Source organism: Pseudomonas sp. HY2-MNA-CIBAN-0224 (assembly GCF_040310285.1).
Lineage (GTDB): Bacteria > Pseudomonadota > Gammaproteobacteria > Pseudomonadales > Pseudomonadaceae > Aquipseudomonas > Aquipseudomonas helleri.
In genome coordinates this window covers 90,286-104,150 of record NZ_JBEOPQ010000004.1, presented here as the reverse complement: position 1 = coordinate 104,150, position 13,865 = coordinate 90,286, and the positions used below count along the sequence as shown (strand labels likewise).

Here is a 13,865-nt window from a genome sequence, read left to right as displayed (position 1 = left end):
CACCAGGGCACGGCAGGCCTTGCGGTTATGTTTATCAACTGAATGCGGAGTATCCGAACATGCCAAAGATGAAGACTAAAAGTGGTGCTGCTAAGCGGTTTCTGAAAACTGCAAACGGTATCAAGCACAAGCACGCTTTCAAGAGCCACATCCTGACCAAAATGTCGACCAAGCGTAAGCGTCAACTGCGCGGTAGCAGCTTGCTGCATCCGTCTGACGTGGCAAAAGTCGAGCGCATGCTGCGCCTTCGTTAATTTTTGGATCAAGACTAGAGGAAGTAACTCATGGCTCGTGTAAAGCGTGGCGTCATTGCCCGTAAACGTCACAAAAAAATTCTGAAACTTGCTAAAGGCTACTACGGTGCACGTTCGCGCGTATTCCGTGTTGCCAAGCAAGCGGTAATCAAGGCAGGCCAATACGCCTACCGTGACCGTCGTCAGAAAAAACGTCAGTTCCGCGCTCTGTGGATCGCTCGTATCAACGCTGGTGCTCGTATCAACGGTCTGTCTTACAGCCGTCTGATCGCTGGCCTGAAAAAAGCTTCCATCGAGATCGACCGTAAGGTTCTGTCTGATCTGGCAGTGAACGAAAAAGCGGCGTTTGCTGCGATTGTCGAGAAAGCTAAAGCCACCTTGGCTTAAGTACCCCCGACAGTTCTTGCGCTCACTGTGTGGGCGTAAGCGCTAAACGTCTTAAATAGGGGAAGAGCCTTCAAGCTCTTCCCCTATTTTGTATCTGGAGTCTGTACATGGAAAACCTGGATGCGCTGGTCTCTCAAGCACTAGAGGCTGTGCAAAGCGCTGAAGATATCAATGCCCTGGAGCAAATCCGGGTTCAATACCTTGGCAAAAAAGGTGAATTGACTCAGGTGATGAAGACCCTGGGGAATTTGCCGGCAGAAGAGCGCCCGCAAGTGGGGGCCCTGATCAACGTTGCCAAGGAACGTGTCACAGAGGTTCTCAATACGCGCAAGGCACTGTTTGAGGAGGCTGAACTGGCCGCCAAACTGTCTGCCGAGTCTATTGATGTGACCCTGCCTGGCCGTGGCCAGACCTCCGGCGGTCTGCATCCGGTTACCCGGACTCTGGAACGTATCGAACAGTTCTTCACCCACATTGGCTACGGCATTGCCGAGGGCCCTGAGGTCGAAGACGACTATCACAACTTCGAGGCGCTCAACATCCCAGGCCATCACCCGGCCCGGTCGATGCATGACACCTTCTATTTCAATGCGAACATGTTGTTGCGCACCCATACCTCGCCGGTACAGGTCCGCACCATGGAATCGCAGCAGCCGCCGATTCGCATCGTCTGCCCAGGCCGTGTGTACCGTAGCGACTCCGATATCACTCACTCGCCGATGTTCCACCAGGTCGAAGGCCTGCTGGTTGATCGCGATATCAACTTTGCGGACCTGAAAGGGACCATCGAAGAGTTCCTGCGGGTGTTCTTCGAAAAAGAATTGGCCGTGCGCTTCCGTCCGTCGTACTTCCCGTTCACTGAGCCTTCGGCCGAAGTGGATATGGAATGTGTGATGTGCAGCGGCAAGGGCTGCCGTGTCTGCAAACAGACCGGCTGGCTTGAAGTCATGGGCTGCGGCATGGTGCATCCAAACGTGTTGCGCATGTCTGGAATCGACCCGGAAGAGTTCTCGGGCTTTGCTTTCGGCATGGGCGTTGAGCGTCTGGCCATGCTGCGTTACGGCGTGAACGACTTGCGTCTGTTCTTCGATAACGACTTGCGGTTCCTCGCGCAATTTCGCTAGTCGTAACGAATTCTTAGGAGAGCAGGATGAAATTCAGTGAACAATGGCTGCGTGGTTGGGTTAACCCGCAGGTAGGTCGCGATGAGCTGGTTGCTCGTTTGTCGATGGCCGGTCTTGAGGTCGATAGCGTTACGCCGGCCGCCGGTGTTTTCAGTGGCGTTGTCGTGGGTGAGGTGCTCAGCACCGAACAGCACCCGGACGCTGATAAATTGCGCGTGTGCCAGGTCAGCAATGGCGCCGAGACGTTTCAGGTTGTGTGCGGTGCACCCAATGTGCGCCCTGGCCTGAAGATCCCGTTCGCCATGATCGGTGCCGAACTGCCAGGCGATTTCAAAATCAAGAAAGCCAAGCTGCGGGGCGTTGAGTCCAACGGCATGCTGTGCTCGCAGGCTGAGCTGCAGGTTGGCGAAGGCAATGACGGCTTGATGGAATTGCCGGTCGATGCGCCGGTAGGCGAAGATTTCCGCGTCTATCTGGACCTGGAAGACGCCAGCATTGAAGTTGACCTGACCCCTAATCGCGGTGACTGCCTGTCGCTGGCGGGCCTGGCTCGGGAAGTGGGTGCGCTGTACGCAGCCGAGGTGAAGCGTCCTGTGGTCGCTGCTGTTGCAGCCGTGCACGATGAAGTCCGCCCTGTTGAAGTGCTTGCGCCTGCTGCGTGCCCGCGTTATCTGGGGCGTGTCATCCGTAACGTAGATCTGTCCCGTCCTACGCCGCTGTGGATGGTTGAGCGCCTGCGTCGTGCAGACGTGCGTAGTATCGACGCTGCTGTCGATATCACCAACTACGTGATGCTGGAGCTGGGTCAACCGTTGCACGCATTCGATCTCGCCGAGATCAATGGCGGTATTCGCGTGCGCATGGCAGAAGAAGGCGAGAAGCTGGTTCTGCTTGATGGTCAGGAAGTCGCCCTGCGTAGCGACACGCTGGTGATCGCCGATCACTCCCGCGCATTGGCAATTGCCGGTGTCATGGGCGGTGAACACAGTGGTGTCTCGGCAACGACCCGCGACGTGTTCCTCGAAAGCGCATTTTTCGATCAAATTGCTGTTGCAGGCAAAGCGCGTTCTTACGGTTTGCACACTGATGCTTCGCATCGTTACGAGCGTGGCGTGGACTGGAAACTGGCACGTGAAGCGATGGAGCGGGCCACAGGCTTGCTGCTGGACATCACCGGCGGTGAAGCGGGTCCAATCGTTGAAACCGTCAACGAGCAATACCTGCCATCCATTGCTCCGATCACCCTGCGTGCTGCGCGTATCACCCAAATGTTGGGTCTGGAAATGGACCCTGCCGAAGTTGAGCGTTTGCTCAGCGCTTTGGGCCTGACCATCTCCGCCGACGGGGCAGGGCAGTGGCGCGTAGAAGTGCCAAGCCATCGTTTCGATATCAGCCTTGAAGTTGATTTGATCGAAGAGCTGGCCCGTCTTTATGGTTACAACCGTCTTCCGGTTCGTTACCCGCAAGCTCGCCTTGCGCCACAAGCGAAAGCTGAAGCGCGTAGCGAACTGCCGGAATTGCGTCGTCTGTTGGTCGCGCGCGGCTATCAGGAAGCAATTACTTACAGTTTTATCGATCCGAAGCAGTTCGAATTGTTCAGCCCGGGTGTTGAGCCTCTGTTGCTGGCCAATCCGATCTCCAACGACATGGCGGCCATGCGCGCTTCCCTGTGGCCGGGCCTGGTTAAGTCCTTGCAGCACAACCTCAATCGTCAGCAAGACCGCGTTCGTCTTTTCGAAAGTGGCCTGCGGTTTGTAGGGCAACTGGAAGGCTTGAAACAAGAGCCGATGCTGGCTGGCGTTGTATGCGGTACCCGTCTGCCGGAAGGCTGGGCGCAAGGTCGCGATGTAGTCGACTTCTTTGACGTCAAGGCTGACGTTGAGGCTGTGCTGGGTTTTGCTGGCGCGCTTGATGACTTCACCTTCGTGGTGGGTAGCCATCCTGCTCTGCACCCTGGTCAAACCGCTCGCATTGAGCGCGATGGTCGTGAAGTGGGCTACGTCGGTGCAATCCACCCTGAGCTGGCAAAAACCTTGGGTCTGGATCGTCCAGTGTTCCTGTTTGAGCTGGTATTGGCAGAAGTGGCTTCGGGCAAAATGCCTAAATTCCACGAACTGTCGCGTTTCCCGGAAGTCCGTCGTGACCTGGCGTTGTTGGCCGATCGGGACGTTGCAGCCAGCGACGTGCTGAATGTAATCCGTGAAAATGCAGGCGAATGGCTCACAGACCTAAGGCTATTTGACGTTTACCAGGGTAAAGGTATTGATCCGCTTAGAAAAAGCCTTGCAGTTGGCTTGACCTGGCAGCATCCATCGCGCACTCTTAATGACGATGAGGTGAACACCACGACACAAAATATCCTCACCTCGCTCGAAAACAGGTTGAACGCCACGTTAAGGAAGTGACGTATGGGGGCTCTGACGAAAGCTGAAATGGCGGAACGTCTTTATGAAGAGCTGGGCCTGAATAAACGCGAAGCCAAAGAACTGGTTGAGCTGTTTTTCGAAGAAATCAGGCACGCTCTTGAAGACAATGAACAGGTCAAGTTGTCAGGTTTTGGCAATTTTGACTTGCGTGACAAGCGACAGCGGCCTGGCCGCAATCCGAAAACGGGAGAGGAAATCCCGATCACGGCTCGCCGTGTGGTCACCTTTCGTCCAGGGCAGAAGTTGAAAGCCCGAGTAGAGGCCTATGCTGGAACCAAGTCATAACGACGAGCTCCCGCCGATCCCAGGCAAACGCTACTTCGCCATTGGCGAAGTTAGCGAGCTCTGTGCGGTAAAACCGCATGTGCTGCGCTATTGGGAGCAAGAGTTTCCTCAACTCAACCCCGTAAAGCGTCGCGGAAACCGCCGGTATTATCAGCGCCAGGACGTGCTGATGATCCGGCAAATTCGCGCGCTGCTGTACGACCAAGGCTTCACCATCGGCGGCGCTCGCTTGCGTCTGTCAGGCGATGAAGCCAAAGACGACATCACGCAATACAAACAACTGATCCGCCAAACGATCTCCGAATTGGAGGACGTTTTACTGGTACTTCGCAAATAAACCTGCATTTAAAATACTTTCGTATTTCAAAAGCTTAAGGTATATTTCTCGACGTTCTAGCAACACGCAACACAGATGTAACGCCTAGTCGGGGCGTAGCGCAGTCCGGTAGCGCACTAGCATGGGGTGCTAGGGGTCGAGTGTTCGAATCACTCCGTCCCGACCATATTTTTCAATGGCTTAGCCCGGTTCGGAAACGTCCGGGCTTTTTCATGGTTGCGATTTGGCTGTTCTGGTAGTGAATTGGTAGTGAATTGAGATTGTCTTGTGTAGTGGGGCGTGCCTGACGGTTGGCGAGTTCGCTGTACGCCTCTGAGCCAATATCGCGATGATTGCAAGCCTATTGCCTCTTGAGAGCGACTGTCAGCTTGGCTTCCGGGATTTCTCAAGAAGTTGCGTCTGCCAAGTCATAGGGTTTACCAAGGGTCTATGCTCATCATAGTCTATGAGGCAGTGTCGAGTTGCTAGGCTCCATGCCTGAGCTGCGGTCGGTGGGCGACAGACATCGAAAAAAGCTATGCAGAGAAAGGCAGGTGTCTGGCTGGTTCCATCACCTAAGGTAGTTTCCTTGACTACCTTTCAGCCTACCTGTGAGGTACACGCCAACCTCAGACTCCGTCGTTATCAGAAGCTCCAAGACTTGAGCTCGTGAGCTGATGGTTCGCAATTTGGCTGCGCAGAATCAAAGCTTTCGACGCTGACCAAATCACAGAGGGGGGTGGATGGATTTGGTGTTTCTGCACGGTGGTCGAAGAGCGCATCCGAAAAGCCTGGCGGATCTCGCAGATCAGGGATCCATTGATCGCGTCCAGCTTTACGACGGTCAAGGCTCAGGCTAAGGTGCTGGCATAAGGACATGATTCTCTAACCTTTGTCTACGGAAGATCCCTGATTGGCCGAAGTGAAACTGCCATCCTTCCATTCCGAAATCGTTGTGCACCGAAAAATATTTGCCAAACAAGGTGTGGTCATCGTTTGCCAGCGGGTTTGGCGATTGGCGCATCAATGTGGGTGTAGCGGGTGTCCCGAACATCAAAAATTGCTTAATTGAAGGCGTAAAGTATGGATTTTTCGACGCTGTTGCATCTTTGGGGTGCAGCAAGCTCCGAGCAGCTGATCGCACCAAAAATGGTAGTTGGCTTCGTTTTCATTTTATGCGCTTGGTACTTTGTCCGTTATTTTTGTAGATCCTTCAAACTTAGCAGTCAGCTGAAAAGTCTGACTAAACGCGTGCAGGGTGTGAAAGCGCTCGCCCCGTCTCAACGGCGCTCTGAATTGGAGCGACTGTTCAATGGAAGCAAGCTGGAGCACTCCTGGCACGAGTACGCTGAAACGCTGCATGACCAGTTAGAGTTTCAGGAAGGTGAGCAGGTCCTTGTCCGGTCGCGCGCCACCGCCGGAGCGGCGCATTTTTTCTCACCTCAAAGCGTGGTTGATACCCCGCTGGGAACCGAGTTCTATAAACACCTGCCTGGTATTTTGACCGGCATTGGTATTGTCGGAACCTTCTTCGGCTTGATGCTAGGCCTACAGCATTTTGATCCAAGCACCCCTGAGCAGGTAAATGCCAGCGTTGATAAGCTGCTCAAGGACGTGTTGTTTGCGTTCATAGGCTCCTTTATTTCAATCATGGCTTCTATAGCCGTCACGATTACTGAGAAGTGGCGTCTAGGCCAATGCTATAAACTCCTTGAGGCGTTCAACGAGACCATCGACGGGCTTTTCGACAGCGGTGTCGGTGAGGAATACCTGGCGGAGCTTGTACGCTCGAGTGCTGAAAGCTCCGTGCAAACCCGTCAGCTCAAGGACAGCCTGGTAACCGATCTACGGGAAATGCTGCAGAACCTCGTTGATACCCAGGTCCGCGAAAGCCTCAAATTAGCGGATACCTTGTCAACCACTTACCGTGACTCTGGGCAGTTGTTGGCCGATCAGGTAAGCAGTGCGATTGAGAACAGTCTCAAATCCCCCCTTGAAGCTATCGCGGGTGCGGTTCAGGCTGCCAGTGGCGATCAGTCTGGGCAAGTACAGAACCTGCTTCAGGATGTTCTAGTCGCCTTCATGAACAAGCTGGAAGGTACGTTCGGCCAACAGTTCAACGGTCTACACGAACTGATGGGGCAGTCCGTTTCCGCCATGCAGTCGATGCAGCAAGGCTTTTCGACGCTTATCCAAGATATGCGTTCGGCTAGCGAGTCCTCGAACCAAAACAGCTCAACCATGATCGCCCAGTTACTCTCCGATATGCAGGCCGGACAGAACGCCATGCAAGCGGGGATGAACGAGATGCTCGCCAATCTCCAAGCTTCGGTTGCCCGTATAGGCAACGAAGGGGAGGGGGCGGGTGCTCGAATGGCCGAGCAGTTGGAGAAGTTGTTTGCTCAAAGCGAGGCTCGCCAACAGGCAATGGCTGAGAATCTCCAGGCTTTTGTTGAGTCGATCAAGCAGAACATCGGCCAAGGTCAACAGGACACCATGGCGAAAATTGCGGGCTCCGTTGAGGTGCTGGGTGAGCAACTTTCGGCAGTCTTTAAGCAACTGGAGCATGGCCAGCAGCAGATGGATCAATCCACCCGTGCCGCACAGGCTGACCTGCATCAAGGCACCCGCGACCTGGTGGGCGGTCTTGACGAGCAGGTCAAGGCGTTGTTGCAAACAGTGTCTGAACAACAGAAGTCTGCACAAGACACCGTTAATGCATTGAGTGCCCAAACAGAGCAGCATTTGCAGAGCATGCAGCAGGGCGCAGACAAGATGCGGGCGGCGGCTGAGCGGTTCGAAACGGCCGGACAAAACGTTGCGCGAGCCAGTGAGTCGACAGCGGGTCTGATGGGAACAGTCCAGGGCGCAGGTACTGAGCTTGCACAGGCATCACGTGAGTTGAACACCGTGGTCGCGGACTATCGAAACAATCGAGAAGCGCTGGCGAAAACACTGGCAGTGATCGAAGGGGTTGTCGCGAGTGCTCAAGGGGAGGCCAGCGGCCGCAGCCAGTATCTCCAGGACCTGAAGGTTCAAAGCGAGCGGATGCAGGCGCTTAACCGTGAAGTGTATGAATACCTGGAAAACATCAGTGGTGTGCTTGGTAACGGCTTCAAAGAGTTCGGTGATGGCATGGATCGGGTTTTGAGACAAACCCTAGGTAGCCTGGATGCCGAGCTCGATAAAGCAGTCAAGAGCCTCGCTGGCGGTGTAGAAGGGGTCAAGGAAAGTCTCGAAGACTTCGGCGACATCATGGAACGAATCAGGCAGTAACGGAGGCTAGTCGATGTTTGGTAAGCAAATGCCTTCGGCTGCCCGTTCAAAAGACGAGGGAGAGAAGCCTTTCTGGATCTCCTTCGCTGATTTGATGACCGCGATGATGATTCTATTTCTCGTGGTCATGGTGGCGGCTTTGAGTTCTGTGACGCAGCGTATTAACCAAGCGGAGCAAGGAGAGAAGCTGCGTAATAGGGACATCAGTCAGATCTGCGAGCACCTGAGCCTTAAGGCTAAGACTGCCAGTAAAACCATCGTTGTGGACTGCAAGGACAACCGGATTAGCTTCGGCGATGCTGGCCGATTTGGGCATAACCAGTATGCGCTGAGCAACGATGGCCAGTCGGCACTTCAGGAGGTTGTGCCGATGATTCTGGACGCGGCTAACAGTGAAGAAGGCCGCAAATGGTTCAAACAGGTTGTGATCGAGGGATCGACAGACACCGACGGCTCTTATCTTTATAACCTGCACCTTTCACTGCAGCGTTCAGAGTGGGTAATGTGCAGCCTGCTCGATAGCCGCAGCCCGCTCCAAGTCGGATTGTCGCCGGAGCACCAGCAACAAATCAGATCGATGTTCCTGGCGGGCGGCGTGTCGTTCAACAATGCAAAGGACACCAAGGAAGAAAGTCGGCGAGTGGAATTGCGCATGCAGTTCTTTGGCTTAAAGGAAAAGGAAGACAACCTCAAGCCAGAGATCCCAGTATTCAATAACACTGATATGGAAAAGTGTCAGTTGGCGATGAGTCGATGACCAGCCCAATCGCGAGGCTTTCCGCCGCTATTAACCTGAGTCTTTCCACGCATCGAGTGGGGCCGGCGCCTGAACCGTTGGCGCGATTCCCCCGTCTGGGTGCTGCGGGAATTGATCTTTACGAAAGATTTGAACGCGCTGAAAAGGCTTTGCCGCCACCTCAGGAAAAGCGCCGCGCTGCGATAAGTAAATTCCGCAATGTACTCCCACTCAACGCCTCAGAATGGCGCTTGGTTTTCTCCGGCCTCTCGGACAAGAGTGAGCGAGTCGGGCCGATATTGGACGATGACCAGCTCTTTGACCGAGTACACAAAGAAATCCATCACCGTATCGAAAAACGGAGGCTAAGCCGTCGAGATTGGTTGGCGCTGTGCTTTAGCTACTTTGGGTACGAGGCCGCCACGCCTGATAAGAACGCCAATTGGTGTCTGTTGCGGGCAGACGTTCAGCTTGGCTTCGATTGCGTCAGAGGCCAGCAAAAACGCGAGAAGGAATGGGTGCATATCGTCCAGCAGCATCAGGAGCTTTTTTCCGAGCAGGCAGGTGCCAGGCTGGGTGACCAGATGTTCAAGGGTGAAATCAGCGACCTTTCGGCATTGCAGACGATCGCGCAGATCCCTGACAGCAGTTGGCTGTGGCGGAGGATCTTTAACGTACTGATCTCTCGTATTTTTCTGTTGGATGATGCCGAGTTTTCTCAGCGCCTAGCCGACCTTGTCGACATCGGCCGGCAGCATTCGCGGTACATGAACGACATTCTGAGTGCATGCCTGTCGCGTTATCACTTGGCGGCCTATCGAGAAACCCCGTCGTCGCTGCTCAAACAGGTTGCACTCGACAATTGGGGCAGCCCTCAGATCCGTTCCAGGCAAAACAGCTGGCTGCAGTATGTTGAAAAGGATGTCTGTGCAATGGTCGTTGCATGGTTCGCGAAAGAAGATCTTGAACACTTCTTCAACCTGTTGAAGGGAGACTCCGAGGTTGATCAATCGCGTCTGCACTATTGGCTGCGATTTGCCAACCAAATGAGCTACACCCGAATTGTTATGGGGTCGGATGCGTGGAATGACCGCGGGCGGGACTTCGTTCATTTCCGTGAGAAAAACAAAGGGCGCTTGAGCAAGCTGGTAGGCGGCCCTGGGCACAACAATGCTGTAGTCATGCAGATTGGGGACTACTTTTTCGTGGAGTTCTCCGGAACAGGTAATGCCTGCTATGTGTACAAAGCAGATGATTCGCCGTTTAACCCAGACAAATCCCAGCTTGAGCTTACTGCCGAGCTGAAGCAGGCAAATCGTGCGCTGGATCGAATGCGGCATTCACCTGCACCTAGCCGCCCGAACCGTATAGAGGGTTGGCTGAGCAAATTCGATGACTCTCTAGGGAAATTGGGCATTCGCGTGCAGAGTCAGGCCGGCACGCCCGGGTCATCCAAGACCATGGCTTTTGAAGACCAAGTCCGTGATGCCCTGAAGTCGGTCAAGCACAAAGTTTATGACCAACGCGCGCGCGGTGGCGCGTTTCAGGTCCAGCTTGATGACAATGATCAGGCTGCCGTTGCAGCGCTCCAACGCCTGGGCTTCAAGCCCGTCAATCACCAGCCACTCAGGTTTTGGAGACAGTAATGCTCAAGCGTTTGCTGAAAGGCATCGGCCGGCAGCCGAATTCGGCGGTAGAAAATACTGAGCCTGTTTTTTCCATTGAGGAGCAGGGCATTTGTTATCCCCTGAGCTTGGCGGAGAATGCGCAGTCCTGGCCGCTGGCAAGCTATTTGGCTCAGTTGGAAGAGGAAGAGTTCGTCTCTCAGCTCAGCGATCGTTGGTTGCTGACGTGGGACGAGCTTTATCGGCTTCTTGATGAGTCAGAGCACTTAACAAGTCTGCCGCTATTGGGGTTGCCGCCACAGACAGCCATCATCCCTCAATTGAGCAGCCAAGGCAGTATTGCCTCTGACGACTTCAAGGTCGCTGTCAGTGGATGGCGCGACCCGCAGTCCAACGCAAATGTGCAGGTGCAGCGTACGGGGGCCATCGTCCAGTACCACGGAACAATGGAAATTTTGCCTGAGTCGTCCTGGAAACTGACCGGTGCGGTACGGCAACTTTATCTGGTTCAACAAAATGAGCCGGGTGAAGTGACTAACCAGATCGGCTGGGCCAGCATCAGGAAGTTGGCGCGCAAGGCTGGTGCAGGTATGGATGGTTTTTTGGATAAGACCGTCGTCATCAAACCCGAAAGCCTGCGGCTCAACCCGCGAAAATCGACGGTAGGTAATACACCGGTTATCGAACTGCAACCAACCTTCGAAGGCCAGCCGGCAAACTGGCTTGAGAGTTTCGACGGTGCCAATCAGGTTCAGGATCGATACCGGGTGACCGGTGATGATGGATCGTTGACCCACGTCCTGATTGAGCCTGAAGTCAAATCAGTATTGGACTATGTGCGCTCGTTGCCCGGGCGTCGGGTCGCTGGCGACGATGCTCTTTCATTCGTCCGCAATCCCTACAGCGCACTCGGCGACAGTGCTGCGCAAGTGCTGGATGCCGAGACCTATGAAGACGAACTCGCCGAGGCTGGGATTTTCTTTCACCGCTTTCATCTGGAACCCAAACTGGATGAAGCGGGCCATCGCATCGAGCGGGTAAACCTGACGCTCGAACCGATTTCGCCAACCCCGCAAGTGCCCATCGAAGTTGAATTCAAAGCGGCCTATGAACTCGCGCCGTTCGTGCATGAATTGCAGCTGAAATTGGCGGCTGGCATGTCAGCCGGCTTCTGGCAGGGCTACGAACTGGAACTCAGCGATTTTGATTTACGCCAACTGGCGGGAATCAGCGACTTGCTTAAGCGTTGGCAAAACGAAGCAGCCGGTGCTGAGTTCGACTCGGTCCTGGACCTCTCACTCTACGGCGACCGAGTGACTGGTATCGGGGAAGCGGAGCGTATTACCTCACCTTTCCTCGTCAAAGAGGCGACCGAGAACTGGTTGCCGAAGGATGTTGCGGCGCTTGGCATTGACGCAGAGATCCTTGGGCGCTGGGATCCTTCCAACCGCGGTCAGTTCGAAGCTTTTGAGCAGCGACTGGACGAAGCCCGCGCAGCCGGTGATGAAACGGTTTGCTTGCCGGAGTCCGAAACACCGCTCTCCATTGCTGCTGCCGAGCAACTTTTCGATGCATGGTCGAAGAAGATCGCCCCCGTCGAGACCGGCTTGGTCAAACCGATCGAAAAGGTTGGCCGCGCCGTACTGCAAATTGGGCACAACATCGACGAACCCACCTACGTCCAGATTCGTCAGGCAGCCTTGCGCGCAGCTTTGGACGCAACGCCAGAGTTGCCCAACTTGCTCAAGCCTGAAGTCGTCTTGCGTGAGCACCAGCTTCAAGGCGTCGCGTGGTTGCAGCATTTGTTCCGCTTGTCCCCCTCGGACGTGTCAGGTTGCTTGCTCGCAGATGACATGGGGCTTGGAAAAACGATCCAGTTGCTCACCTTCCTTGTCTGGTACCTGGAAAAGTATCCACAAGACAAGCCGACACTGATCGTCGCCCCAGTTTCGTTGCTTGATAACTGGGAGCGTGAGCTTCACCGGTTCTTCTTCGCTGACGCGCTGTCAGTGCTGAAACTGTATGGCTCAGCCTTGAGTGCAGTGAAGTTCAAGAAGGAAGAAATCCCTGTCGACTTGAAAGCAAAGGGCATCAAGAATCTTCTGCGCCCAGGTTGGATGGGCGGTGCCCGAATCGTCCTGACTACTTACGAGACACTTCGCGATCAGGAGTTTTCCCTGGCACGCCAGCAGTGGTCGATAGTTGTTTGTGACGAAGCACAAAAGCTGAAGAATCCTGCGGCGTTGGTTACTCAGGCGATCAAAGCCATTCCTGCGAGATTTCGAGTGGCGTGTACCGGTACGCCTGTCGAGAACACCCTAATTGATCTCTGGTGCCTCTTCGACTTCATTCAGCCAGGTTTTTTGGGCGGTTTGAACCAGTTCGGTCGCGAATATCAGCGCCCCATCGAAGCCGCATTGGAGCGCGATACGGTTGCACTGGAGCGCCTCCGAGGTCTTATCGATCCTCAGACGCTGCGGCGTACCAAGCAAGACATTGCCAAAGACCTGCCTGCCAAAATTGAAGATACGGCATGCCGTTCATTGAGCATGCACGCCTTGCAGCGCAATCTGTACCTGTCCGAAATATCCGCGTACAGCCAGAAACAGCAGATCGAAGAACAGCTCGATCAAAAGACCTCCGGCATGCTCGGGTTGTTGCACAAGCTCAAGCTCATTTGTGCTCATCCTTACAGCGTTCAGCCAGACACGCGACTGCGCGACAACTCGCCGAAGCTGCAATGGTTGATGCAGACGCTTGAGTCGATCAAAAGAGCCGGGAACGGCGACAAGGTCATCGTCTTTACCGAGTTGCGTGATATCCAGCGGGAATTGCAGCACTCGATCCAGGAGCATTTCGGGTTTCGGGCGACTGTCATCAACGGCGATACCAGTACCAGCAGCCAGAGTGCCAATAGCAGACAAAAGCTGATTGACCAATTTCAGGAGCAACCCGGTTTCGCAGTCATCATTCTGTCGACGATCGCAGTCGGGTTTGGAGTTAACGTGCAGGCGGCTAACCACGTTATTCACTTTACTCGTTGCTGGAACCCGGCCAAGGAAGATCAAGCTACGGATCGGGCTTATCGGATTGGGCAGGAGAAGGATGTGTATGTGTACTACCCAACGGTTCGGGATGCGGCGATGCCGACGTTTGAGGCGACGCTGGATGAGTTGCTGAGTAAGCGACGAGCGTTGGCGCGGGATATGTTGAGTGGGGCTTCGGACATCCATGCTTCGGATTTTGAGGCGTTGCTGGAAGCACGGTGAGGACCGATTTGGTAGAAGTTAATGCTCGGCGATATGTCAATTATGGGTACAGGTTGTTCATCCCTGAGCCTGCAAATACGGTAGAAGCAGCGAGCTGACTCTTGCCTGGCGCAGTAGCGTCAGCAAAATCCGAGTGGATTAATTACCTGTTCGCACGTCCAGTATTG

10 protein-coding genes and 1 tRNA gene are annotated in these 13,865 nt (G+C 54.5%); all 11 read left to right on the top strand.

The genetic code is table 11. The annotated features are described in order from the left end of the window. Nucleotides 1–59: 59 nt before the first annotated feature. The 11 genes from rpmI to zorD all read left to right on the top strand — a co-directional run bounded on the left by rpmI (nt 60) and on the right by zorD (nt 13,698). Complete coding sequence (gene rpmI, locus AAEZ03_RS04415) at nt 60–254, top strand: 50S ribosomal protein L35 (RefSeq protein ID WP_002553160.1); 195 nt, start codon at nt 60–62, stop codon at nt 252–254. Between the two features lie 30 nt (nt 255–284). Next, on the top strand, nt 285–641 hold the full coding sequence (gene rplT / locus AAEZ03_RS04410; RefSeq protein WP_048369333.1) for a 50S ribosomal protein L20: 357 nt from the start codon (nt 285–287) through the stop codon (nt 639–641). Nucleotides 642–748: 107 nt separating this feature from the next. Further along, on the top strand, nt 749–1,765 hold the full coding sequence (gene pheS, locus AAEZ03_RS04405; protein WP_048369332.1) for a phenylalanine--tRNA ligase subunit alpha: 1,017 nt from the start codon (nt 749–751) through the stop codon (nt 1,763–1,765). Between the two features lie 26 nt (nt 1,766–1,791). Next, nucleotides 1,792–4,170 (top strand): phenylalanine--tRNA ligase subunit beta, encoded by a 2,379-nt coding sequence (gene pheT, locus AAEZ03_RS04400; RefSeq protein ID WP_350576425.1) that lies wholly within the window; start codon nt 1,792–1,794, stop codon nt 4,168–4,170. A 3-nt stretch (nt 4,171–4,173) separates the two neighbouring features. Then, nucleotides 4,174–4,476, top strand: coding sequence for an integration host factor subunit alpha (ihfA, locus tag AAEZ03_RS04395; protein ID WP_002553164.1), 303 nt, complete (start codon nt 4,174–4,176; stop codon nt 4,474–4,476). Beyond that, on the top strand, nt 4,457–4,813 hold the full coding sequence (locus AAEZ03_RS04390) for a MerR family transcriptional regulator (protein ID WP_350576422.1): 357 nt from the start codon (nt 4,457–4,459) through the stop codon (nt 4,811–4,813). Before ihfA ends, AAEZ03_RS04390 begins: the two co-directional genes overlap by 20 nt. 89 nt (nt 4,814–4,902) lie before the next feature. Then, nucleotides 4,903–4,979, top strand: a tRNA-Pro gene (locus AAEZ03_RS04385). Nucleotides 4,980–5,875: 896 nt separating this feature from the next. Beyond that, nucleotides 5,876–8,068 (top strand): type I Zorya anti-phage system protein ZorA1, encoded by a 2,193-nt coding sequence (gene zorA1, locus AAEZ03_RS04380; RefSeq protein WP_350576419.1) that lies wholly within the window; start codon nt 5,876–5,878, stop codon nt 8,066–8,068. Between the two features lie 13 nt (nt 8,069–8,081). After that, nucleotides 8,082–8,825 carry a type I Zorya anti-phage system protein ZorB1 gene (gene zorB1 / locus AAEZ03_RS04375; RefSeq protein ID WP_350576416.1) on the top strand — a complete coding sequence of 248 codons (744 nt, stop codon included), beginning with the start codon at nt 8,082–8,084 and terminating at the stop codon, nt 8,823–8,825. Further along, nucleotides 8,822–10,450 carry a type I Zorya anti-phage system protein ZorC gene (zorC, locus tag AAEZ03_RS04370; protein ID WP_350576413.1) on the top strand — a complete coding sequence of 543 codons (1,629 nt, stop codon included), beginning with the start codon at nt 8,822–8,824 and terminating at the stop codon, nt 10,448–10,450. Before zorB1 ends, zorC begins: the two co-directional genes overlap by 4 nt. After that, a complete protein-coding gene (gene zorD, locus AAEZ03_RS04365; RefSeq protein WP_350576410.1) occupies nt 10,450–13,698 on the top strand; it encodes a type I Zorya anti-phage system protein ZorD in 3,249 nt (1,082 codons plus the stop codon). The genes zorC and zorD overlap by 1 nt, the downstream gene beginning before the upstream one ends. Nucleotides 13,699–13,865 lie beyond the last annotated feature (167 nt).